We start from the raw sequence: 22,950 nt of genomic DNA on the forward strand, positions 1-22,950 counted from the left end.
CCTGAGCCTCTGGGGCGCCCGTCCCGTCCTGGCTGCGCCGCCTGCGGTGAACGTCCAGGTCGAGTGGCGGGTGGTGTCGTCTGCGCAGGCGCGGGCACGACAGGCCCAGATCCAGGTGCCGGGCAGCGTGACTCTCTCCACCCAGGACGCGCGCCACCAATCGGATGCTGTGCACAGCCTGACGGTGCTCAACGGGGGCAAAGCACGCTTGTATGTGGGGCAGTCGGTGCCGCAGACCAGTTGGCAATTCCTGTTTTCCGCGCCGGGTCAGCAGGCTGGCCAGCCCGGCGGCGGGGGGGCGACCAGCCAAGGCGGAAACACCGCATCGCTGGGTGGTGCCCAGTTGCTGTCGCAAACGGTGTGGATCGACCTGGGGCAGGGTTTGAGCGTGCAGCCCCGTTGGCCGGGCGGCAAGGCGCAGGTCGAGGTGCAGATGGAAGCGGTGTCACGCCAGCCTTTGGGGGCGGGGGCGCTGCTGGGCACCAGTGGGTTCAGCCCGGAGGGGGCGGTTCAGCGGCGCGAGGTCATGTCGACTTTGCTGGTGCCGATGGGCCAATGGGTGGTTATCGCGCAAAGTTCGCAGCAGGGCTCCCAGCGCACCCGAGGGGTACTGTCGACCGCCGAGCTCGACGACGAGGACGCCTCCCAATTGGAAATTCGCCTGACTCTGCCCTGACTTTGCCTGAAAGGCTGGCTCACTATGTTCAACCCCTTTGACCATTTCAACGACATGACCCGGGCCTTGATGGCCAACGTGCAGCGCACGGGGTTTCCGCCGCTCCATACCTTGTCGATCGAGCAGGCGCGGCGCGCCTACAGCGCCAGCGTGGGCGCCATGGAAGGCGGACGGGCCAGCGTGCCTCGGGTGGAAGACTTCCTCATTCCCGGCCCGGTGGGGTTGATGCGGGCGCGCTTGTGGGCCCCGGTCGCACGCGAGCTGCACGCCGATTTGCTGCCCGTGATGCTGTGGATGCACGGCGGGGGCTTTGTGGTGGGCGGCATCGACACCTGCGAGGCCATGTGCCGCTCGGTGGTGGCGCAAAGCGGGGTGGCCGTGGTGGCATTGGAATACCGCCTGGCGCCCGAGCACAAGTACCCGGCCGCGCTGGACGACTGCTTTGCGGCCGTGCGTTGGCTGGCCAATCATGGACACACCCTGGGCCTCAACGGCAGCCACCTGGCGGTGGGGGGCGACAGTGCTGGGGGCAATCTGGCTGCCAGCAGCGCCTTGATGGCCCGCGATGCGGGCATCCCGCTGGCGCTGCAAGCGCTGTTTTACCCCTCGGTGCAGTCGTCCATGCAGACCGAGTCGTATCAGCGCTATGCCCAAGGCACCTTGCTCACAGCCGAGTTGATGCGCTGGTTCGAAATCAATGCCCGCGTGAAGGACGAGCCCATTGACTGGCGCCGCGAGCCCTTGCGTGCCGACCACCGTGGGGTGGCGCCAGCCTGGCTGGGCCTGGCCGAGTGCGACGCGCTGTATGACGAAGGCCAACTCTATGCCGACAAGCTGCGGGAAGCCGGTGTGCCTACCGAGGTGCATGTGTGGCCCGGTGTGTTGCACGACTTCATCAACATGAAGCGCTTCATTCCCGAGGCGGCACAGGCCCACACGGCGCTGGCCGAGGTCTTGCGGCGTACGTTTGGCACAACCCCGCACCCGAGCTGATCACACGGGCACGTCGGTTTCTTTCCAGCGCTCGCGAATGGCCAGGATCTCGGGCAGCTGCGCCAGGAACAGGGGCACGAGGTGGGGGTCGAAGTGTTGGCCTGCGCCGGCTTTCAGGTGCGCGATGGCATCGTCTACCGACCAGGCCTTCTTGTAGGGCCGGGCGGTGGTCAGGGCGTCGAACACGTCCGCCACGGTCACGATGCGGGCCGACAAGGGAATGTCATCGCCCTTCAGCCCTGCCGGGTAGCCGCTGCCGTCCCATTTTTCGTGGTGGCACAGGGCAATTTCGCGGGCCATGCGCAAGATGGACGATTTGTCGTCCCCGATGATGTCGGCCCCGATCTGCGGGTGGGTCTTCATCACGGCCCATTCTTCCGGCGTCAGGGCGCCCGGCTTGAGCAAGATGGCATCCGGAATGCCGATCTTGCCAATGTCATGCATGGGGGCGGCGGCCATCAGTTCATCGGCGGCTTCTTCGCTCCACCCCGAGGCCAGCGCCAGAGTGCGGGCGTAGCGGCTCATGCGGATTACATGCAGGCCGGTTTCGTTGTCCTTGAACTCGGCGGCGCGGCCCAGGCGCTCGATGATCTGGCGGCGCGATTCGATCAGGTCGTCGAGCCTGACCAGCGACAAATGCGTGCGCACCCGCGCCAGCACGATGGGCGGGCTCACGGGCTTGGCAATGTAGTCGACCGCCCCCAGCGCGAAACCTTGGGCCTCGTCTGCCGGATTGGATAGCGCCGTGACGAAAATCAGCGGAATCGATTGGGTGGCCGGGTCTTGCTTGAGCGCGCGGCAGGCCTCGTGGCCTGTCATGCCCGGCATCATCACGTCCATCAGGATCAGGTGCGGCTGCTCGGATCGGGCCAGCTCAACGGCTTTGTGCCCGTCGCGGGCAAACAGCAGGCGATAGTCTTGCTGCAGGATCTGCCGCATCACCTGAAGGTTGGTCGGCTCGTCGTCGACGACCAGGATGGCGGGGCGAGCTTCGCGGTCAGAGTACGGCATGGGGCTTGGGCTCGTCTTCTGAAGTGGTTAGGCTGGCTAGCAAAGAGTCCAGATGGCGAATGGCTGCTTCGAAGTCGAAGTCGTCCAGGGATTGTTCCAGTGCCTTGAGGGTGAGCGGGGGCACATGCGGGCCGATCGACTGGCAGAACGTCTCGAACAGGGGGTCCAAAGGTTCGCCTCGTTGGAAGGCCGCACGCAGTCGCTGGGCCTGATCTTGCCAGGTCTCACGCTGTTGCGAACTGGGTCGTGGGGCGGCGGGGGCCGGATCCAATGGCATCTGGGCAGCTTGATCGTCGGCGGCGAGGGGCGACACCAGTGTGGCGATCTGGGGTAGCGTGGATTCCATGGCGCGACGCAAGTCGGCCCAGCGCTGGGGCAGTTGAGGCGAGGCCTGGGTTGGCGACATGGGGTGGCAGACGACCTCCACCTGATGGGCCGCCCGCGCGATGCTGTTGAGCCCCAGGTTCGCCGCGGCGCCCTTGAGGCGATGGGCCCATTGTTGCGCCTCCAGGGGGGTATCGGGGCAGGCGGTTTGCTCGGGCGCGGTCAACCACGTCATCTCGTCCTGCGCGAAGCGGCGCAAGGCTCGGTGGTAGGCCTGTTCGTCGAGCCAGCGCGCGCGGCCGGCTTCGAGGTCAATGCCCGAGGGGGCTGGTGGGGGCGGTGGAGCGGTCGGGCGGCGGTCGTGTGTTTGGGTGGGCTCTGTCACGCGCGCCATCTCGTACAGCAGCTCGTCAAGCACCAGCGGCTTGCTGGCAAAGCCATCCATCCCGGCGGCGATCGCGGCTTGGCGGTCTTCCAGTTGCACGCTCGCCGACAACGCAATCACCGGGGTGCGTGCGCGTTGTTCTCGCGTTTCGATGTCGCGAATGGCGCGGCAGGCGCTCAGGCCGTCCATCACGGGCATCTGCACGTCCATCAACACCACATCGACCGTGCCCTCTTCCAGGCGGTCTAATGCCTCTTGGCCATTGTGGGCGAGCACAATCTGGTGTCCCTGGCCATTGAGCACCAGGCGCAGTAAATCGAGGTTCTGCTTGACGTCGTCGACAGCCAGCACCTTCAGCGGGCGTGTCGGGTGAGGGGGCACAGGCGCCGCAGGCGGATGCACGTCGTGGGCCGCTGTTTCCAGCTTTTCGGGCAGCGGCAGCAACACATGGAAGACGCTGCCCTTGCCCACTTCACTGTCGGCCCAGATCTGTCCGCCCATCAAGGTGACCAACTGCTTGCTGATGGTGGTGCCCAGGCCGGTGCCGCCAAAGCGACGGCTCATGGACACGTCAGCTTGGGTGAAGGCTTCGAAGATATGGGGCAGACGGTCGGCGGCGATGCCGATGCCGGTGTCGACAATCTGAAAGTGCAGGCTGTCGGCCTGACGTTGCACGATCAGTGAAACCTGCCCTTTCTCGGTGAACTTGATGGCGTTGCCCAGCAGGTTCAGCAGGATCTGACGCAAGCGGTGTGGGTCGCCCTGCACAAACTCACCCACATCGGGCCAGATGTGGCTGCGCAGGATCAGGTGTTTGCGCTCGGCCTGGATCGACTGCTCGGCGCACAGCTGATCGATCAGCTTGTAGAGCGAGAAATCCATCAACTCCAGTTCGACGGCACCGCGCTCCAGCTTGGAGGTGTCGAGGATGTCGTTGAGCAAGTGCAGCAGGCTGCGCGCCGATTGGTGCACGATCTCCAGTTGCTTGCGGGGCCCACTGGGCAGTTCGCCCATCAGCACCAGCTCGGTGAAGCCCAGGATGGCGTTCATCGGGGTGCGGATTTCATGGCTCATGTTGGCCAGGAAGGCGCTGCGGGCCTGTGCGGCTTGCTCGGCACGCTCTTTGGCCTGCATGAGCGAGGCTTCCATCTCATGCCGCTCGGTGATGTCCAGCAGCACGCCGTCCACCCAGGGCGTGTCGCCATTGGCATGACGGATCACATTGCCGTTGCCCCAGATCCAGCGCAGCGAGCCATCGCGGTGGCGCAACTGGAATTCCAGGGTGAAGTGTCGCTGCGCCTTCGCAGCCTGTTCGACCTGCCGGGCGACTTCGGCAATGTCGACCTTGTCGACCAGATCGGTGAAATGGCGTTGCGGTGGGTCGCCCAGGAAGTCGCTGGCCGGGTAGCCGGCCAGGGTCTCGACCGCGTCGCTGATGTAGAGCATGGGCCAGCCACGTTCCATGCGGCACCGGTAGGAAATGCCGGGAATGTTGCTGATCAGTGAGCGGAACTGCTGCTCGCTCTTGCGCAGGGCGGCCTGCATGGCCTGGCGCTCGGTGATGTCAGACACATAGGCCACATACATCGGCACATCGCTTTTCGGCATGCGGCCCAGCACCAGCCGGATAGGCACCTCTGAGCCGTCGCGCCGTACGCCCGCGGTTTCGCGCTCGACGCCGATCAGGGCATCGCTGCGCCGCAGCAGTTCGCCGAAGTCGTTGCGGGCCTGGCTGCGGAAGGGCTCCCCCATCAGCAGCAGCACGCTGCGGCCCAGCATCTCTGGTGCAGGCCAGCCGTATATGCGCTCGGCGCCGCGGTTGAATTCGTGGATCAGGCCTTGGGCATCGAACACGATGATGGCGTCCAGCGAGGTGTCGCTGATGGCGCGCAGACGGGTTTCTTTCGATTGCAGCTCTTGCACCAGCAGACGGTATTGCGCCAGACCACTGGCGGCAGCGACAAGGGCGGTGCCCACCAGTGTCACGAGCGTGATGCTCAAAGCCAGCGTGCTGGGGTCTTGCAAGCTGCTGGCGTTGACACTGGGAATGGGGCCGATGAAGCGCGCCGCTGCCATGCCCGTGTAATGCATGCTGGCGATGGCCAGCCCCATGACGCCGCCGCTGATCAGGGTTTGGGACGTGCCCAGGCGCTGCCCCATGATGGTGGCCAGCCCGAAACGAACCCACAGCGCCAGGATCGCCAGGCCCACTGCCACGGCAATCGACAGGGCGAACATCCATGGGTCATACCGCAGGGAGGGGGCCATTTGCATGGCGGCCATGCCGGTGTAGTGCATGGCGCCAATGCCTGCCCCAACCAGCACGCCGCTCAGAACCAGCTGGTGTGGCGTGACCCGTCGTTGGCTCAGCAGTTTCAAGGCCACCCACGAGGCGGCCAGGCTGGGTAGGACCGACAGCGCCGTGATGCCGGTGGCGTAATTCACGGGCGTGCACAGGTTGAAGGCGAGCATGCCGATGAAGTGCATGGCCCACACGCCGCACCCGAGCGAAAGGCTGCCGGCCAGCAGCGTGCCGGTGCGCAGCACCGATGGCGCCAGGCTGCGCGCCTGGTAAGCCGCCTGCAGCCCCATGGTCGACGAGAACATGGCCACCAGCACCGACAAGCTGACCAGCCATGGGTCATGCGTGCCATACAGCAAGAGGCCGGGGTTCACGTCGAGCGCGAAGAAGCGAGACAGGGGCGCCATCACGGGGAGCGATACATAGATCCCGTGATGGTGCCGGATCTGGCCGGGCTCTGATCCTTGAATCAGCCGGAAAAGCGGGCTTAGTTCGGCTTCGAGACTATTTGCTGTCGGCGGGCCACAGCACCCAGACCCCCAGCGGCTGCTTGGTGCGACCCGCCAGGGCCAGGGCCTCGTCACCCCAGCCCCAGAAGAAGTCGGCTCGTACGGCCCCGATGATGGCGCCCCCCTTGTCCTGGGCCATCACCAGGCGCTGCAAGGGCGTGGCGGGCAAGGGGTTGGCGCTCCAGGCTTGCGGGTAGGTGGTGTCCAGCCACACCGGGGTACCCAGTGGCACGCTGTCCACGTCGACCGCGATCGAACGACCCGGGGTCAGGGGCACGCCTTGTGCGCCGTTGGGGCCCGACTCCGGGTCGGTCAAGGCTTCTTCCCGGAAGTACACGACGCGGGGATTGGCGCGCATCATCTCCGGCACCCGGGCCGGGTTCTGCGCGGCCCAGTTGCGTATCGCTGGCCACGAGGCCTGCTCCAGCGGGAAGGCCCCTTGGTCAACCAGCCAGCGGGCCACCGATTGGTAGGGCTGATCGTTGTGTCCGCCAAAGGCCAGGCGCACCACCTTGGCCTGGCCATTGGGGCCGGGCTCGTCCAGCAGGCGCACACGGCCGCTGCCTTGCACCTGAATCAGCAGCACATCCAGCGGGTCGGCCAGGTAGACCAGTTCGCGGCCCGCCAGCGCGGCGCGCCCGTCGGGCAGGTTGTCCAGTTCGGCGCGGGTGAAATGCGGTTTGCGCTGGCCCAGGTCGGCCGGGGCTCGGTGCAGCGGGTAGGCATAGCGTGCATCGGGTTGGCGTTTGCCTTCCAGCATGGGCTCGAAATAGCCCGTCAGCAAGCCGTTGGTCTGGCCGTCAAAGCCGGAAACGCGCCAGGGGCGCAGCCGGGTCTGAACGAACTGCCGAATCTGGACCTCGTCGGCCTGGGGGCCAATCTGGCGGGCCTGTTGACACAACACCGCCCAGCCCATCATCGGCCGTGCGCAGCCTTTCAGCCAGGCGGGCCACCAGTCGCGCAGGCGGTCTTGATACCAGCCCGGCAGGTCCGACCACTGTGCCGGAGTCCACTGCGAGCGCGGACGCCACAGGCCACCTTGCCCATCGGGTTGCGGCGCCAGGGTGCCGGGCGCGGGGGCGCTCACAGGCGGCGTGGCGGGCCGAGTCGAGCGCACGCTGCCTTGCCCTGGCGTGGTGATCGGCGCGGGCGGGCCGGGCGGACCAGACGGGGTCGAGCAAGCAGCCAGCAAACTCGCCAGGCCCACTATCATGGCCAGCAAGGCCTTTTTTTGTTTTTCTTCTGTCAACAAAACCATCATGTGGCTGATTGTGCTTGAAGCGCTGGCGGCGCTCGGTGTCCTGGTGTTTCTGGTGTGGTGGACGATGTTTGCCGGTCGGCGCGATCTGCACGACGACGACTCGTCCGGTCCTTGATCAGTGGCTGGGGTCGGCGTCTGGTGCGCCAGCGGAATCGCGGGCCGAACGCCGAGGCCATAGGAAGCTGCCCGGTTGGGTCAGCAGCCGACGGCCCATGGCGCGCCACAGTCGGCCGCGGTCTTGAACTTTGACCCCGCGTGAACGAATCGCCACGCGCAAGGCCAGCGAGAAACTCACCCCCACATTGAGCAGACCCGTGATCGGAATGGCCGCCACGCTCCACCAGAAGGTGGGGTCGTGCAGCGCGGGCCAACCCAGCGTGCCCAGCGCGGCCATGATCTGGCCGGTGGACAAGGTTACGTGGCGCACGTCCAGTGGCAAGGCCAGGAAGCTGGCAAACACGGGCACCAGGCCGAGCATGAAGCCCAGCGACAGATTGGCCGCCAGACCCGATATGTTCTGACGCCACCAACTGGCCCAGCGTTCGGCTCGCGCGGCCCCCAGGCGCATGCGAATGCGCGGATTCCAGCGCAAGGCGCTGTCCAGCCGGTGCAGCACAAACCAGTTTTCCACCCAGCCGGCCAATAAGCTCGACAGGAACAGCAGGACCCCAGTGAAAGCCGCATACCAGGCGGTGGGCCCCAGCAGGGTCAGGTGATCCAGTGTGTGGTGGGCCGTGTGTTCACTCAGAAAAGGGCGGCCCAGAATGGCCCACGCCAGCACCTGGACGAGGAGCACCAAAGGCGCCACCACAGCCAGGTTGCCGATGATGCCCGCCATTTGCGAGCGAATCAGGTGAACCGTTTCATCCACGAACCCTTCCACGCCGGCATCGTCATGGGTGTGGGCCAGTTTGGCGGCCATGGCGGGCGCGGTCATCGCGGGTTGTTTGGTGGCCACTGTGAAATGCAGCCATTGCACGATGACGAAGCTCACCGCGTAGTTGGCCCCGGCGGCAAATCCCGTCCAGAATGGCGACAGACCCAGCGCCAGCATCACGAACTTCATGAAGGTGGTGCCGGCCAGAATGGCGCCGCCCCCGGCTGCCCGCTTGAGCATGTCGAAGTACTCGGCACGGTTGCGGGTGATGTAGTGCTCCCCGGTTTCGGCGCTGCGCTCGGCCACCTTGCGTGCCAACAGCGAATAATGTTGGCGTAACAGATCGATCAGGCTGCGGCGCTTTTGCCCGATGCGCACCAGCTCCACCACGGCACGGCGCATCTCGCGTTCGGGTTGGGGTGCCAGCATCACATCCAGCAACAGCCCAATGCGCTCGCACCGCTGTTGCAGCAATTCGATCTGGAACACGATGTTCACCGAAATGCCATGCTGCTCCAGGTGGCCGTGAATGCCTTGCGCCGCCTGTGCGCAGTCGTCCAGCAAGGTGCGTAGGTAGCGGGCTTCGCGCAACAGCGCATCTGGCCAACTGGTGGGCGAGGCCGGATCAGTTTGCTGAGCATGGTTGAGCGCCAGATGATGCAAACGCTCGGCGACCCGGGGCAGTTGCTGGAACGCCCGCTTGGCACGGTCTGCGCCGGACTTGTTCGTGCTGGCGGTCGCGCCATTGGGGTCGGCGTCCGGTGCATCATCGAACTCGGCATCGGTGCGCGTGCCAATGCGTGGGCGGAACTGCTGCGAAAACCCCATCGCCCGCACATCGGTTGCCAGGCACAGTACCGCGTCGTAAAACGCATCGCGCCAGCCCAGAGGGCCGGGCTCGGTCAGCTCAACCGAATCAGCAAACAAGGAGCCGAGTTGATCCAGGGCCTCATCGTCCAGGCGTGTCAGCCAACGGGCGTCGTGGGCATCGTCGAACAACAGATCGAACAGGTCGCCCAAGTCACTGGTTTCCGGCGACAAGGGCAAGACCCGCAGCCGCAGGCGTGCCCAGAACTCGTCCATCAGCGAAGCCTGGGCGGCAAAGCCGTAGTCTGCCAGCAGGGCCGTCACATCCACATCACGCCAACAGGCCGCCAGCAGTTGCACGACCTTGTCGCGCCGGGCAGGGTCGGCTTGCAGCAAGGCCAGCAGCTTCTGGGTACGCGCCACCGGCTCGCCATCGCGCAACCAGTCCAGAACGCGCACCAGCCAGATGTGGCGCTCCACCGCTGGCAGCTGCGCATGGGCGCTGTCGAGCCAGTCGGTGATGAAATCAGCGTGAGGGGTGTGAGTGTGTGCAGTCAATGGAGTGATTGAGACCGAACCAGCGCAAAAGGTTCAATCGTGGTTTCGAAGAATTCCATGTCCTCGGTCACGCAGTAGAACTCGCCGTGCATGATCCCGTGCGGGGTGTCGAGCCGGGTCCAGCTGCTGTATTCGAACTGGGCGCCCGGTTGAATCAAGGGCTGCTTGCCCACCAGGCCCAGTCCTTTGACTTCTTCCACCTTGCCATTCGCATCGGTGATGACCCAGTGCCGCCCGATGACCTGGGCTGGCACATCGCCCGTGTTGGTCACGGTCACGGCATAGGCAAAGGCGTATTCATCGCGCTCGGGGTGGCTGTGCTCATCCAGGTATTGCGGCACAACAGTGACAGTCAGTTTCGCTTCACTCATGAGCCGACTATAGGCCATTTGAAAACCCCGCAGCTTCATGGGGATGTCATCTCTGACCTTCACGATGCAGCCTGTTTCCGCGCGATCAAGCGCGATTCCCATCACAGGAGTACCCCATGGATCGTCGTCGTTTCTTGTCTGCCATCGGTACCTTGGGCGGTGGCCTGGGTGCTTCGTTCATGCTGTCGTGGCATGCGCAGGCCGCGCAGTGGCTGAACCTGGGGGCCACGCCCATCGACACCACGGGCTTCAGCACACAGTCGGCCTCGGTGTTCGACCTGTCGGTGTCTTCGGCTGACCCATCGGTGACCGGGGTGATCCTGTGGACGCACATTGCCCCCTCAGCCGTGCTCAGCGGCGAAGACCTGTACCTGCAAGTCGCCAGCGACGAGCGCTTTCAAACCTTGGTGTTGCAAGCCCGTGTGCCGAGCACCGAAATTCGTGCCGACAATGATTTCACCGTCAAGGTTGACCTCGATGGCAAGCTGCCATCGCAAGCTGCGGGCGCCACGTTTTACTACCGCTTCATCTACCGTCGTGTGGTCAGCCGAATCGGCCGCTGTCGCACCCTGCCCGCTTCTGCCTCAGGCGTTCAACGTTTGAAGCTGGGCCTGCTGACCTGCCAGGACTACACCAACGGCTACTACGGGGCCCTGGCCCATGTGGCGCGAGACAACAGCCTCGACTTCGTCTTGCACCTGGGCGATTTCATGTACGAAACCGCGGGTGACCCACGCTTCCAGAGCTTGCCCTTTGCCGACCGTACCATGGTGCTGCCTTCCGGTGGCCTGGTCTCGCTGGGCCTGCAAGACTACCGCTTCATTTACCGCACCATTCGCAGCGATCGCAACCTGCAGGCGGCCATGGAGCGTCACACCTTCATCTGCATTCCCGACGATCACGAAACCGCCAATGACTGCTATTGGGACTATGCACGTGACACCCTGGGTGCGCCCGATCACCCCTTCACCACCGATGCGCAATACGGCAACGATCCGCGCCTGCTCAAGCAGTTGAAGCTGGACTCGCAACGCGCGTGGTCTGAATACGTGCCCGCCCGCGTGAAGTTCGATGCTTCGGCCTCCCACCCCCATCAGGCCTTGACGGTGTACCGCCGATTTGCGTTTGGCAGTTTCCTTGATCTCTTCATGATCGAGAACCGCAGCTACCGCAGCCCCCACCCTTGCGGTGAAGGCGATGTGTTGCAGCGCTATGTGCCCCTGGGTTGCACCAACCTGGCCAACCCTCAGCAAACCCTGCTGGGCAGCACTCAACACAACTGGCTGGTCAATGGTCTGACCTCGTCGAAGGCCACCTGGAAGCTCATGGGCAACCAGACCTTCTTTGGCCGCCTGGCGCTGACCTTCCTGGGCCAGCAAATCGCCCCCTTGAACGTGGACGCCTGGGATGGCTACCAGGCCGAACGCACGGCCTTGACCCAAGCCCTGCGCGATGCCAAGGTCAGTAACTTCCTCATCGCCACGGGCGACCTGCACACCTACATGGCCAGCGAAGTCAAAGCCGACTATGGCAACAGCAGCCCGTTTGCCTTCTCGAACTACCTGGGTGCCGAGTTCATGACCCCGGCGGTCACTTCGTCCAACCTGGGTGAAATGCTGGCGTCCAAGATGGACCCGGCCCAGCGCGACCTCTTGCTGAAGGGGCTGGCCAACCCCGCGGTGAAGGTCAACAACCCCCACATTCGCTACTTCGACAGCAGCCACCAGGGTTACTCCACCCTGGAGCTGACCGACAGCTACGCCGAATGGGTGGCTTACGCCGTAGACAAGAGCGTCAACGACCCGCAGGTGTCGCGCACCTGCCTGGCTCGCCAGCGCAAGTACATGTCCTTGCCGTGGTTGGTGTCACAGTCCACCGACGGATATTGACCTGACGGGGCCCAAGCATGACAGGGCTTCGTAGAATGGGCGTCTGTTCCCTTCTGCGAGCCCCTCATAAAGGATCCGACATGTCGCGTACCTTCCGCATTGCCCCCAGCATCCTGTCTGCCGATTTTGCCCGCCTGGGCGAAGAAGTTCGCAACGTGATCGATGCCGGTGCCGACTGGATTCACTTCGACGTGATGGACAACCATTACGTGCCCAATCTGACCTTCGGGCCCATGGTGTGCCAGGCTCTGCGCAAGCATGCGGTCAAAGCCGACGGCACCCCCGTGCCCATCGACGTACACCTGATGGTGCAGCCCGTCGACAGCCTGGCTCAGGCCTTTGCCAAGTCGGGTGCCGACATCATCACCTTCCACCCCGATGCCTCCACTCACGTGGACCGTACCCTGCAGCTCATCAAGGCCGAAGGCATCCAGGCTGGCCTGGTGTTCAACCCCGCCTCGCCGGTCGATGTGCTGGAATGGGTCATCGACAAGGTCGACGTGGTCTTGCTGATGAGCGTGAACCCTGGTTTTGGTGGCCAGAGCTTCATTGACAGCACCCTGCGCAAGGCCGAAAAGGTGCGCAAGATCATCGATGCGTCTGGCCGCGACATTCGCCTGGAAATCGACGGCGGCATCAAGGTCGACAACATCCGCCGCGTGGCCGATGCCGGGGCCGATACTTTCGTGGCAGGCAGCGCCATCTTTGGCCAACCGAACTACAAAGCCGTGGTGGATGCCATGCGCGCCGAACTGGCTCGTTGAGGTAATGTCCTAGGGGGTGGATCGGCACACCTTCCGCTACCATAAGTCGAATTCATCAACCCGGGCTGCGGCCCGATACGGCGCATGGCGGACCAAGGCGGATACGCGGCAATCGCTTCATTGCTTACCGGCGCCTTGGCTCTGTTGTACGGGTTTGTCTGGCGGTTTCAGCGTTTGCATTGGGCCGGTTGGTTTTCAGCCGCCTTCGCGCTGGTGGCGATTCGCTTTCTGCTTCACCCTCTCATTTCCCTGGTGCCGGGGCAGTCGCCCTGGGTTGCGGCGGTTTTCATCTGCCCTCACGCGGTGTGCATGACTTGGGCCATGGCGTCGTACACGGGCTTGCCCGATCGCTGGGCTCGTCTCATCAAACCGGTGGCACTGGCGGTCGCTGCGGCCACCGCCGTGGTCATTCTGACCAAGGGCTTGCCTGTGGCCGTGGCCATGCCGATGTATGCCGCTTACATCCTGGTTTGGGCGGCCATGGCGTGGTGGGCACGGCGTCAGGAGGCCCATTCGGCCCATGGCGTGGTCGTCCTGGTGCTGCTGGCGTTTCCCGTGGCCGTGATCTCGGCCAGGTTGGGTGGCATCGAGCCCTGGTTGTTGCCGTATCTGGCCGTGACCATGCTGGCGATCACAGGCATGACCATTCTCACCACCGGTGTGTTGCGTGCCCACAGGCAGATCGCCAGCGAACTGCAAGGTCGCCTCGCGGCCGAGGAAAGCCTCAAGCTCCTCAACGAGTCGCTTGAACGCCGCGTGATTGAGCGCACCGATGAACTGCAGCGCCTGGTCTCGGCCCTCGAGAGTTTCAATCGCAGCGTGTCACACGATTTGCGCGGGCCTCTGGGAGGCATTGGCAGCCTGGCCAACCTGGCCCAAACGGCCTTGGAACAGCATGACCTGGACGCGGTCGCTCGCGTATTGCCAGCGATTTCTCGTCAAGCCCAAGCCTCGACCGAGTTGGTGTCGGCCTTGCTTGTGTTGGCTCAAGTTGGCGAAGCGCCTTTGCATCGTCAGACCATCGACCTCAATCAACTGTTGCAACAGCTGTTGAGCGACATGATGATCCTGAACCCAGCCTGGTCGGTCGTGCGCGTGCAGCCTGATCTGCCGACCCTGGAGGCCGATCCCGATCTCCTCCGGCAGTTGCTGATCAACTTGATTGGCAATGCGCTCAAGTTCAGTGCCGATCGAAGCACGCCTCACGTCGAAGTGGGGGCCGAACTCCGCCAGGGCGAGTGCGTTCTCTTCGTGAGCGACAACGGTGTGGGCCTCAGTCAGGACCAGATCGAGCAGCTGTTTCAGCCCTTCCGGCGTGTCCATGGCGCCCATTTCCAAGGCCACGGTGTGGGTCTCAGCATCGTCAAGCGGGTGGTCGATCGGCACCAGGGGCGCATCTGGGTGCAAGCCGCACCCGGTGAAGGTGCGCAGTTCTATTTCACTTTGCAAACTCAGACGGGCCATTCGGTCACAGCCTGAAGGTCTGCACCGAGCGGAGTGGTCGACGCAGCCCTGACATTTTCGTAAGGTTTAGCTGACTAAACCTGTGAGCGGAAGTATCTTTGGGCTGATACTGGCATGTGCCGAGGCTGAGATGTGGACGCCTCGGTTCCTTGATCCAAAAAAGATGAAGTATTTCGATGATGGGCTCGTCAGATTTTTGGCGAAGCTCAAGGAACCTATTGCGAAGGCGCTGATTGTTGCCTTGGTCGCTGCGCTGTTCTCATTTCTTGCCGATGAGACTCAGGTGGATAAGGCGCTGACGCAGTTGGCGGCCAAAGTCTTTGCCCCGGTTGCTGCGTATGTGAATGATTTTTCTGTCTCTGAGTCAGATCGCGTCAGTGATCGGTTCGTGATCGTTGACATTGATGCCGCCAGTGCACGCCATGCTGAGGAAGGTTGGCCTTTCAGTTATGGGCACCACGCTCGAGTCCTGGAGCAAATCCGGCGACAGAAACCGAAGGCGTTGTTTGTCGACATTCAGTTCGAATCGGATCGCGCTGACCCGAGCCTGCCGAGGCTACTCGAATCACTGTGCCGCTACAAAGCCGACGGCATTCCTGTGTTCATGGCAGCTGGTAGCGAAAGTTTGGGGGGCAAACTCAGGCCTGAGCTTGAGGCCTTGAGGACGTCTGACCAACAGCCATGCTTCGAGAAGGTCGGGGTGGGCTATGAGGTGTCCAGCGATCAATTGGTGTGGACCTATCCGCTGAAAACTGATCTAGGTGACACGACAATCCGGAGCGCTGGGTTGGCCATGGCTGAAGTCATGCGAGGCCGGCTTATTCAGATTGAACATCACAGTCAGATGGGTTTGACGTGGACGGCAGGCGCCCCCGATAACGGGCCACTTTGGCGAGCCGAAGGCAAAGATGAGTCGCCAGGCGAAGTTCACTACTGTCGTGAATCTGACTGGGCCGATGTGACCTTGCTGCCTCAAATTGGCAGGTGGGGTTCGTATGAACTGCCCTACTGCCCCCGTCATGCCAGCGTCATTGTGGATTGGCTCACAGCCCCTCGCAGCGAGGCTCAGAGGCAGGAGGTGTTTGATGCGCTGACCAATCGGGTGGTTCTGTACGGGGTGTCATTTGATCCCAACGATCACATCACCTCCCCCTTGCATGGTCGCATCCCCGGGGTGTATCTGCATGCTCAGGCTGCAGACAACCTCGCCCAGCATGGCGATGCGTGGCGACGGCCAACTCTTTCATGGCGTTGGCCGAGCCATTTCGCAGAGTGGGGGTTGAAAATTTTTGTGATGTTTGTTCTTGCGCTCCTTGTGCAATGTGTGGTCACCTTGATTCAGGTGTTTTGGCCACAGAACAAGAAGCAAGCATCGAGCGCGAACTCCACCTCTAACAACTCGCAGAATCCACCGTCAGATAGTCATGACGATAGCTTTTCAACAAGGAAAACCTTCGTTCGTTACCTGTTAGACGAATCTCTGTCATCTTGCGAGAAACTGGGCAAGTTCTGGCTAGGACTTGTATTGGCATTCATTTTGATCATGGGCGTGGAGGCGGTCCTCCATGTCTCGGTGATCGGATATGCCTCTCTGTTGGGTTTTGTGCTGGTTGGCGAGGTGTTCAGTTCGCCAGATAAACACAAAGGTAATGATTGAAGTTCGCAGGATTCGGCGCGGACAACAGAAAGGGTTCTTGATGTCTAAGAAGATGTGGGTGTTTGCTGCGTCTGCGGTGCTCTCGCTGTTCATTCCAGAGCATGTATTGGCTGCCGAGAAAATCAGCGGTCCAGTCAAAGGCGTCGGCGCTCTCTCTGTGTATGCCAAGCCGGTCGACAACGAGGTACCCCGCTCGGTCGATGTGGGTTCGGTTGGATTTCCCTTGCCGGTATTGGCCAAGAAGGGCGATTTTCTGAAGGTGCGCCTGGGCCAGCGAGAAGTCTGGCTCGATGCCAACGAAGTCAACTTGGATCAGGCAGTGTCTTTTGAATGCCATAAATCGGATGTCCCGCCCAAGCCCGTGGGGAGCACGAAGGGGGCCACCGGAGGTTGTAAATGAGTCGTGTCTTGTGGGCTATCCTTGTCGCGTTGGTGGTTGCTGGGTGCGCCGCTTATCCCCCCCGTGGTGCGGCGGGGGGCGGTGCTCAGACATCTGTCGCGAACGAGGCGCCTCAGCAGCGACCTTCGGTGTCGCTGCTTGATATGCCAGACAAGTCCTCCGATATTGATGTGGGGATGAAGCGACTGCGAGGTGCCTTCCCTGGGGTGGTTGAAATACCCCAGGTTCAGCCGTACCTGGATCAGCTATTGCGTCGTGTCCAAGCCGCGGCACCCCAGCCGCCGTTGCCAGTCAGAGTGGCTGTCATGGCGGATGCCAGCTACAACGTGGTGACCGACAAATACGGCATCATTCATATCCCCCTTGGCGTGTTGAACGACATCGATTCCGAGCCCGAGTTGGCTGCATGGCTCGCCCATGAGTATGGGCATGTCATGCTCAAGCATCTGGATGGGGGGCAGCGTGCGCTCAGCCGGGTCATGTCTGGCGCGGTCAATGTGGTGCGAGTCCGTGTTGGGCGCCAGGAGTTGAATGTGTTCAACGGCTTGGGGGTGCAGGCCGCCCAAGAGGTGTGGATGAACCGCTTGCGACCAGCATGGTCGCGAACCCAGGAGCTTGATGCTGACACGTTTGCCTTGAACGTCATGCGCGGTATGGGGTTCGGGCATGCTGCCAGCACCAAGCGATTCCTGGGGCGCATCCGGGCATTGGAGGCAAGCACTGCGAAACAAGAGTCCAATCGTGGACAGCCCGCCGACGAAGCAAAACCCGCCATTCGTGCTGACGATGATCATCCGACAGCAGAGCAAAGGCTTGACGCGATCCAGGCGGTTTTGAATGCTCAGCCAAAGGCGCCGCCTCGCGCACAAGTCGGACAAGACGGATGGCAAGTGATTCGAGCCAAGCCCTTGTTCAAGGACTTCTTGGCAGAAGCCAAATTGGTTTCAGAGTTGGCGCGAACGTTACCCGAAGGGCGCCCCCTTGGGCAGGGTTCTTGTAGGACACTCAAGACCTTGGGTGTGAACGCCAAAACGGGGACTCTTGCATTCGCTTCTGCTGTCGGGGTGTGCGCCGGTGGGCAAGCTCAGGTTGCGTTGCTTGAGCGTGTTGCCAAGCGACCAGACGCGCCTTTTTATACCTACGTTTTGCTGGCTGATGGCTTGCGCGAGACTCGTCAGTATTCGGCTGCCATTGACTTGATGAGTCAGGCCCTGGATCGGTACGATTATCCCGACTATGGATTGGCTTTGGCGCTTTCTTTCTATCGGCGATGCGAAGAGGTCTTGCAGACTGATAGCCAAGGGCCCGCGCTAGGCATGGATTCCTTGCGCATTCAGGCTAAAAAGATCGAATTGGGGGCGCGATGTCAGTTGTTCGCGCCCGATGAGGCCGATGCGTGCGAGGTGGCGGTGATGACTGATGAGCAGAGGAGAGCAAAAGCCGATAAGAAAGAGAAGATGGAGCGGGAAATGGCGGATAAGCTCTCAAGGAAGTTTGGAGGCTAGCGCTTGCTTGCAACGGATCCGGTTTGCATAACGGGTGGCGCTCAATTTTTTACCGGACGATATATTTCCAAGCATGCCAAGTTACGCGCACACGCTCTCCTCCCGCCTGCCCCAAGTCGGCACGACCATCTTCACCGTGATGTCGGCCTTGGCGCAGCAACACGGCGCGATCAATCTGTCGCAGGGTTTCCCAGATTTCGATGCGCCGGCCGACCTGCTGGCGCTGCTCGACCAGTACGCCCGAGCCGGCCACAACCAGTACGCCCCCATGGCCGGGGTGCCGGTGCTGCGCGAGGCCATTGCGGAAAAGGTGCAGTCGCTCTACGGTCTGGCGTATGACCCGGACACCGAAATCACGGTCACCGCGGGGGCGACCCAGGCGCTGTACACCGCCATCACGGCCCTGGTGCGCCCGGGCGACGAGGTCATCGTGTTCGAGCCGGTCTATGACAGTTATGCCCCGGCCATCGAACTCAATGGCGGCACCCCGGTGTATGCGCGGCTGAGCTTGCCCGACTATCGGCCAGACTGGGCCGAGGTGGCCCGGCTCATCAATCCGCGCACCCGCATGATCATCTTGAACACCCCCCACAACCCGACGGGAACGGTGTGGACCGCCGATGACATGCGCCAACTGGAGGCACTGGTGCGTGACACCGACATCGTGCTTTTGAGCGACGAGGTCTACGAGCACATGGTATTCGACCAGGCGCGCCATGAAAGCGTGACCCGCTACAGTGGTTTGGCCGAGCGGGCGTTTGTGGTGTCCAGCTTTGGCAAGACCTATCACATCACCGGCTGGAAGGTGGCCTACTGCCTGGCCCCGCGCGAGCTGATGGCCGAGTTCCGCAAGGTGCACCAGTTTCTGGTGTTCACGGTGCACGCGCCATCGCAATACGCCTTGGCGGACTTCATGCGTCGCCCCGGCTGGTACGAGCAACTCAAAGCTTTGTACCAAGGCAAGCGCGACATCTTCCGTCAGGCGCTGGCCTCATCTCGCTTTGAGCTGCTGCCTTGTCAGGGCACTTATTTTCAGTGCGTGAAGTACGGTGCCATTTCAGACGAAGGCGACCGACCTTTTGTGGAGCGCCTCACGCGTGAACACGGCGTGGCCGCCATTCCGGTGTCGGCCTTCTACAAGGGCGGGGACGACTTTGGTGTGATTCGCTTCTGTTTCGCCAAGTCGGCCACGACCTTGCAGCAGGCGCTGGAGCGGCTGGTCAAGCTGTGAGTTTGTCTTCTGCCATGGGTCAGAGGTGGAACAGCCCCGCCGCTTCCGGTTGAAACGGCACGGCGCTCAGTACCGCACGCCGGACGCGCCCGTCCAAGCCCTGCCAGCAGATTTCATCGCCCACTCGCGATCCGATCACGGAGGCACCCAGCGGTGACAGGATCGACAGCGCATGGACTTGCGTGTCGCCGGGGTAGCTCAGGGTGAGGTCCAGTGGCGTGTGCTCAGGTCCCGCCAGAAGACGGATCTGAGACCGCATGGTCACCACATTGGGCTCGATGAGTCGTGACGGGATCACGTGCGCAAAATCGAGCACGTCAGTCAGCGTGGCCTGAATGCCGGAGCTTGAATCGGGCAGTCGGTCGATGAGGTCGAACAGGCGTTGATGGTCCACGGTTGTGACCATGCGAGAAGAGGTGGGATGCATGCCATTCCTTTGCGGCGCCATGTCGGTCGGACAGGGCTGGAGTCTCGCGCGGGGCGTTGCCCGGGGACCAAGTTGCGCAAAGAAGGGTGAGAGATGGTCGCCGGGCTCAGGAATGTGCGGCAACGACCCGGCGGAATCCGTCCTCGCGCGAACACACGCCCACCCGGCTCACGAGGAGCTGGGCCGCGACTGCGGCTGCGTGGTGGGGGTGCGAGGCAAACGTCATGGGCGCATTGTAGGCAGCAAGGTGTTGCCGGGGCAACCCTCAGCCCTGAAACAAGCGTTGAGCGTGCAACCCCAGGCCTGTGGCCACGCTGGCGAGGCGGTCACCGCGCACGGCCTTGGCCTCCGGGAAGGCAGCCTCCAGTTGATCAGTCAGCAGACCCAGGCCGGTGGAACCGCCCGTGAAATACAGCGCGTCAATGTCCTGGGGCTTCAAGCCGGCGCGTTGTACGGTCTCGCGAGCACTGTCGACAATGCGGTGAAGATCGGCTTCCAAGGCCTTGGCTGCTTCGTCATGCTTCAAGCTGGCATTCAGGCCTCGTTCGACCAGGCCCAGATCCAGCGTCGCCAGGCCTGTGGTGGCCACATCGATCTTGGCTTGTTCGGCGCGGCTGATCAGGTTGTGGCCCAGGCGGTCATGAATCACCCGCATCAGGCGGGTGTGGTGCACGGGGTTGCCGTAAAAGCCGGCCATGCTCTTGAGTTCCGCCACGCGGGCAGGCTGGTAGACGGTGTTGATCAAATGCCAGGTCGACAGATCGAAGTACACGCGGCTGGGCACAGGGCGAGGCTCGGCGCCGCCCACACTGGGGCCGAAGGCGCCATAGCCCAACACGGGCATGACGCTGTTGAGCGACACGTGGCGGTCGAAGTCGGTGCCGGCAATGTGAATGCCGTGGTGGCTGAGGATGTCGTCGCGTCGATCCAGTCGCTTCATGCGCTCGGGGCCCACGCGCACCACCGAAAAGTCAGACGTGCCGCCGCCAATGTCGGCCACCAGCACCCGCTGTTCCTGTTGTACTTGCTGTTCGTAGTCGAACGCCGCAGCGATGGGCTCGAACTGGAAATGGATCGACTCGAAGCCAACCGCCTGTGCGGCCGCGCGCAACGAGGCTTCGGCTTGGGCGTCGCGCTCCGGATCTTCGTCTACGAAATAGACCGGCCGGCCCAGCACCACTTGTGTCAGGGCCTGGCCCGATGCGACCTGGGCGTGTTCCCTCACATGGCGCAAGTAGGTGGTGATGATGTCGAGGTAGGGCACGCCATAACCCTCACCCACTTCGGTGGTCTGCTCCACCAGAGGGCTGCCCAGAATGCTCTTCATGGAGCGCATCAGGCGGCCGCCATATCCGTCCATGTAAGCCTGGACGGCGGCGCGGCCGAACACCCGAGGCAGCGGTGGCTCGGTTTGAGCGGGTGCGGGTTCAGCACCGGGAGGCAGATCGTCGCGGTCGGTGCAGTAAAAAACCGCCGTCGGCATGGTGAGGTGGGCCCCTTCCAGGGGCACCAGCTTCATGCCGGCGGCGGTTGAGATGGCGACGGCCGAATTGGACGTCCCGAAGTCAATGGCGCAGTAAGTCATCGCGCCAGTGTGCCGCAAAGTTGCGGCGGGGCTGAGTTATTGCGCGGCTTCTTCCGCCCAGGTGTCGATCTTCTTCAGCGAATCTTTCACGCCGAGGTTGAACAACCATGGATCTTTGCGAGTCACCACCTTGCCGAACAACTCCATGGTCACGTCGAACTTGTTGTTCATCGAAGCCAGGCCGCTTTGGTTGGCGGTCACCGTCACGCTGTCGGCCAGGTCTGCATCGACTTCGCCCAGGCTGATGCCGAACTTCATGCTGTTCAGGTCAACGGTGCTGTAGGCTCCGCCACCCTTGGCGCGGACAACCAGGGTGTCGACACCGGCTTGGCCATTGATGCGGGTTGGCGTCCAGGCGGGGGCGATGAGTTCGATGTTGTGAACTTGGGCGAAGGTCAGGTTTTCACCATCAGCGCTGCCAATATTGATGGTGGCCACGCCCATCCCCAGGTTGTCGAAACTGTCTTTGCCCAGCACAACCAGAGTGTTGCCGCGTTGGCCGACGACCTGAATCGGGGCGCCACGCTGAGGCGAGCTTTGGAACAGCTTGTAGACCGCGCCAGGGGTCTTGGGCACAGCCCAACCGGAGGTGATGGTGGGTTCGCCTTGCGTGTAGACCACATGGGTCTTGGTTTGATAGCGAGGCGTCAGCCCTGCCGACAGGCTTTCAAGGCCCAGGCTGCCGAGGTTGTAGATCAGTTCAAACGGCTTGGCCGCACCAGCGACGGGGCCACGGTAGGCAATGTTGTTGAACGCGAAGTAGGTGTAAGCGCCATCGTTGATGCTCTTGACGCTGGCTTGAGTGCCCGAGAAAGTCTGTTCAAGTGTCAGGGTGGCGGTTTTCAGATCTGCGTCCCAGACCAGCTTGAACACTTGCGATTTGGTCGAGCCTTGCAAGCGCAGGTAGCCCTCGCCCGAATCCTTGTTCGGTGCATCGGCCAGCCACTCGGCGCCCAGCGGGCTGGTGCTCAGGAAGTTGGTGATGATGGGAACGTTGGTGTCACCGGTTGGCAACTCCAGCGGCGAGCGCAGGACCGTGTCGAGCGTGGGGGAGAGCATGCTCAACTGGCTGCGAACCGACTTCGGAATGGCTTCCTGTACCAGTACGCCAGACAGGGTGCCAGCGTTGTAAATGCGCTTGATCAGCTTGGCGTCGGGCAGCGTGGGTGTGCGGGGATCGACATTGGTGCCGTCGTCGGAGGTGATCACGACTCGGGCGTTATCTGCTGCTGTGTCGCAGTCTTTGTCTGGCCCGGCTGTGATGACCACCAGCGCAGATGACGAGCCGTCCAGTTTCAGTGGATAAGACTCGGCCAGCTGACATGCTTCGGTCAGGCTGGACACTGGGTTCGAGGTGAAGACGGGCTTGTCAACCGCTTGACGGCTGAGATCAAGGTGACGCACGACCTTGGCGTCAATGTAATAAAGGTGTGTGGGGCCCTTATCGGTTTCGACCACGAAGGTGCCGGGTAGATTCGTGTTGGCCTTGTCTGGGTCGGCCAGAGCCTTGAACTCGCGCACAACCTTGTTGACGGTGAGCCACTTTTGAGCGGGGGATTTGTCAAACGAGATCTTGTGCAGAACGGTCTGTGTTTTGCCGTCCAGGATGTTGATTTGGTACGCCGGAGCGGTTGGATCAACGGATTGGTCGTGTTCGATGCTGCTGACCGCCACGATGTAAGGCTCGTCGGCCGCGGTCAGATCACTGATCGTGGGGTCGGGCACTTTCGGCGTTTCAACGGGGCCCGAAGGGACGGCTGCTGGCGCGGCGGCAGCGGGCGTGTCCTTCCCACCGCCGCCACAGGCAGCGAGCAGCACCATGCTGCTCAGGAGGCTGAGGGTCAGGGCCTGGCTGCCCAGGCGGGATGAGGCGCGTTTCATGTTCGGATTCCCGTTCACTTTTTCACAGATTGGCGGCCATTGTGCCCAGGGGGCTAGGGTCAGTGTGTACGGG

18 protein-coding genes are annotated in these 22,950 nt (G+C 62.6%); 10 read left to right on the top strand and 8 right to left on the bottom strand.

Features of this window, described 5'->3' with window-relative positions:
- Positions 1–676, top strand: a 676-nt coding sequence (locus VFW72_RS15220; RefSeq protein ID WP_329675138.1) for a hypothetical protein, incomplete at its 5' end; no start/stop codon positions are given.
- A 24-nt stretch (positions 677–700) separates the two neighbouring features.
- Complete coding sequence (locus VFW72_RS15225) at positions 701–1,669, top strand: alpha/beta hydrolase (RefSeq protein WP_329675139.1); 969 nt, start codon at positions 701–703, stop codon at positions 1,667–1,669.
- Here VFW72_RS15225 and VFW72_RS15230 read toward each other — a convergent pair whose 3' ends face one another.
- The 3 genes from VFW72_RS15230 to VFW72_RS15240 all read right to left on the bottom strand — a co-directional run bounded on the left by VFW72_RS15230 (position 1,670) and on the right by VFW72_RS15240 (position 7,413).
- The gene (locus VFW72_RS15230) at positions 1,670–2,680 is read right to left on the bottom strand and encodes a two-component system response regulator (RefSeq protein ID WP_329675140.1); all 1,011 of its coding nucleotides are present in this window, start codon (positions 2,678–2,680) and stop codon (positions 1,670–1,672) included.
- Positions 2,667–6,098: an MHYT domain-containing protein gene (locus VFW72_RS15235; protein WP_329675141.1), complete on the bottom strand. Its 3,432-nt coding sequence runs from the start codon at positions 6,096–6,098 to the stop codon at positions 2,667–2,669. Before VFW72_RS15235 ends, VFW72_RS15230 begins: the two co-directional genes overlap by 14 nt.
- Positions 6,099–6,195: 97 nt before the next feature.
- The gene (locus tag VFW72_RS15240) at positions 6,196–7,413 is read right to left on the bottom strand and encodes a murein transglycosylase A (protein WP_329675174.1); all 1,218 of its coding nucleotides are present in this window, start codon (positions 7,411–7,413) and stop codon (positions 6,196–6,198) included.
- Between VFW72_RS15240 and VFW72_RS15245 the strand changes: the two genes are divergently transcribed.
- On the top strand, positions 7,412–7,576 hold the full coding sequence (locus tag VFW72_RS15245; RefSeq protein ID WP_329675175.1) for a hypothetical protein: 165 nt from the start codon (positions 7,412–7,414) through the stop codon (positions 7,574–7,576). The two genes, VFW72_RS15240 and VFW72_RS15245, sit on opposite strands and share 2 nt — an antisense overlap.
- Here the strand turns inward: VFW72_RS15245 and VFW72_RS15250 are convergent, their stop codons facing one another.
- Both VFW72_RS15250 and apaG read right to left on the bottom strand, forming a co-directional pair.
- On the bottom strand, positions 7,577–9,703 hold the full coding sequence (locus VFW72_RS15250) for a site-specific recombinase (RefSeq protein WP_329675142.1): 2,127 nt from the start codon (positions 9,701–9,703) through the stop codon (positions 7,577–7,579). It abuts the gene before it with no gap.
- The gene (gene apaG, locus VFW72_RS15255; RefSeq protein ID WP_329675143.1) at positions 9,700–10,074 is read right to left on the bottom strand and encodes a Co2+/Mg2+ efflux protein ApaG; all 375 of its coding nucleotides are present in this window, start codon (positions 10,072–10,074) and stop codon (positions 9,700–9,702) included. Before apaG ends, VFW72_RS15250 begins: the two co-directional genes overlap by 4 nt.
- A gap of 116 nt (positions 10,075–10,190) precedes the next feature.
- On the opposite strand from apaG, the gene VFW72_RS15260 reads away from it, so the two are divergent.
- The 7 genes from VFW72_RS15260 (at position 10,191) to VFW72_RS15290 (ending at position 18,984) form a co-directional block, all read left to right on the top strand.
- The gene (locus tag VFW72_RS15260; protein ID WP_329675144.1) at positions 10,191–11,963 is read left to right on the top strand and encodes an alkaline phosphatase D family protein; all 1,773 of its coding nucleotides are present in this window, start codon (positions 10,191–10,193) and stop codon (positions 11,961–11,963) included.
- Positions 11,964–12,043: 80 nt separating this feature from the next.
- The gene (gene rpe, locus VFW72_RS15265; RefSeq protein WP_329675145.1) at positions 12,044–12,727 is read left to right on the top strand and encodes a ribulose-phosphate 3-epimerase; all 684 of its coding nucleotides are present in this window, start codon (positions 12,044–12,046) and stop codon (positions 12,725–12,727) included.
- 84 nt (positions 12,728–12,811) lie between these two features.
- Complete coding sequence (locus VFW72_RS15270; RefSeq protein ID WP_329675146.1) at positions 12,812–14,206, top strand: HAMP domain-containing sensor histidine kinase; 1,395 nt, start codon at positions 12,812–12,814, stop codon at positions 14,204–14,206.
- A gap of 148 nt (positions 14,207–14,354) precedes the next feature.
- On the top strand, positions 14,355–15,848 hold the full coding sequence (locus tag VFW72_RS15275; RefSeq protein WP_329675147.1) for a CHASE2 domain-containing protein: 1,494 nt from the start codon (positions 14,355–14,357) through the stop codon (positions 15,846–15,848).
- Positions 15,841–16,248 carry a hypothetical protein gene (locus VFW72_RS15280; protein WP_329675148.1) on the top strand — a complete coding sequence of 136 codons (408 nt, stop codon included), beginning with the start codon at positions 15,841–15,843 and terminating at the stop codon, positions 16,246–16,248. Before VFW72_RS15275 ends, VFW72_RS15280 begins: the two co-directional genes overlap by 8 nt.
- Positions 16,249–16,424: 176 nt before the next feature.
- Positions 16,425–17,753 (top strand): M48 family metalloprotease, encoded by a 1,329-nt coding sequence (locus tag VFW72_RS15285; protein WP_329675149.1) that lies wholly within the window; start codon positions 16,425–16,427, stop codon positions 17,751–17,753.
- A 73-nt stretch (positions 17,754–17,826) separates the two neighbouring features.
- Positions 17,827–18,984, top strand: a complete 1,158-nt coding sequence (locus tag VFW72_RS15290) for a pyridoxal phosphate-dependent aminotransferase (RefSeq protein ID WP_329675150.1) — start codon at positions 17,827–17,829, stop codon at positions 18,982–18,984.
- Positions 18,985–19,003: 19 nt separating this feature from the next.
- Here the strand turns inward: VFW72_RS15290 and VFW72_RS15295 are convergent, their stop codons facing one another.
- The 3 genes from VFW72_RS15295 to VFW72_RS15305 form a co-directional block, all read right to left on the bottom strand.
- The gene (locus tag VFW72_RS15295; protein WP_329675151.1) at positions 19,004–19,411 is read right to left on the bottom strand and encodes a GreA/GreB family elongation factor; all 408 of its coding nucleotides are present in this window, start codon (positions 19,409–19,411) and stop codon (positions 19,004–19,006) included.
- Positions 19,412–19,676: 265 nt separating this feature from the next.
- Positions 19,677–20,996, bottom strand: a complete 1,320-nt coding sequence (locus VFW72_RS15300; RefSeq protein ID WP_329675152.1) for an Hsp70 family protein — start codon at positions 20,994–20,996, stop codon at positions 19,677–19,679.
- 36 nt (positions 20,997–21,032) lie between these two features.
- On the bottom strand, positions 21,033–22,877 hold the full coding sequence (locus VFW72_RS15305; RefSeq protein ID WP_329675153.1) for a hypothetical protein: 1,845 nt from the start codon (positions 22,875–22,877) through the stop codon (positions 21,033–21,035).
- Positions 22,878–22,950 lie beyond the last annotated feature (73 nt).

Source organism: Aquabacterium sp., assembly GCF_036273115.1.
GTDB lineage: Bacteria > Pseudomonadota > Gammaproteobacteria > Burkholderiales > Burkholderiaceae_C > Aquabacterium.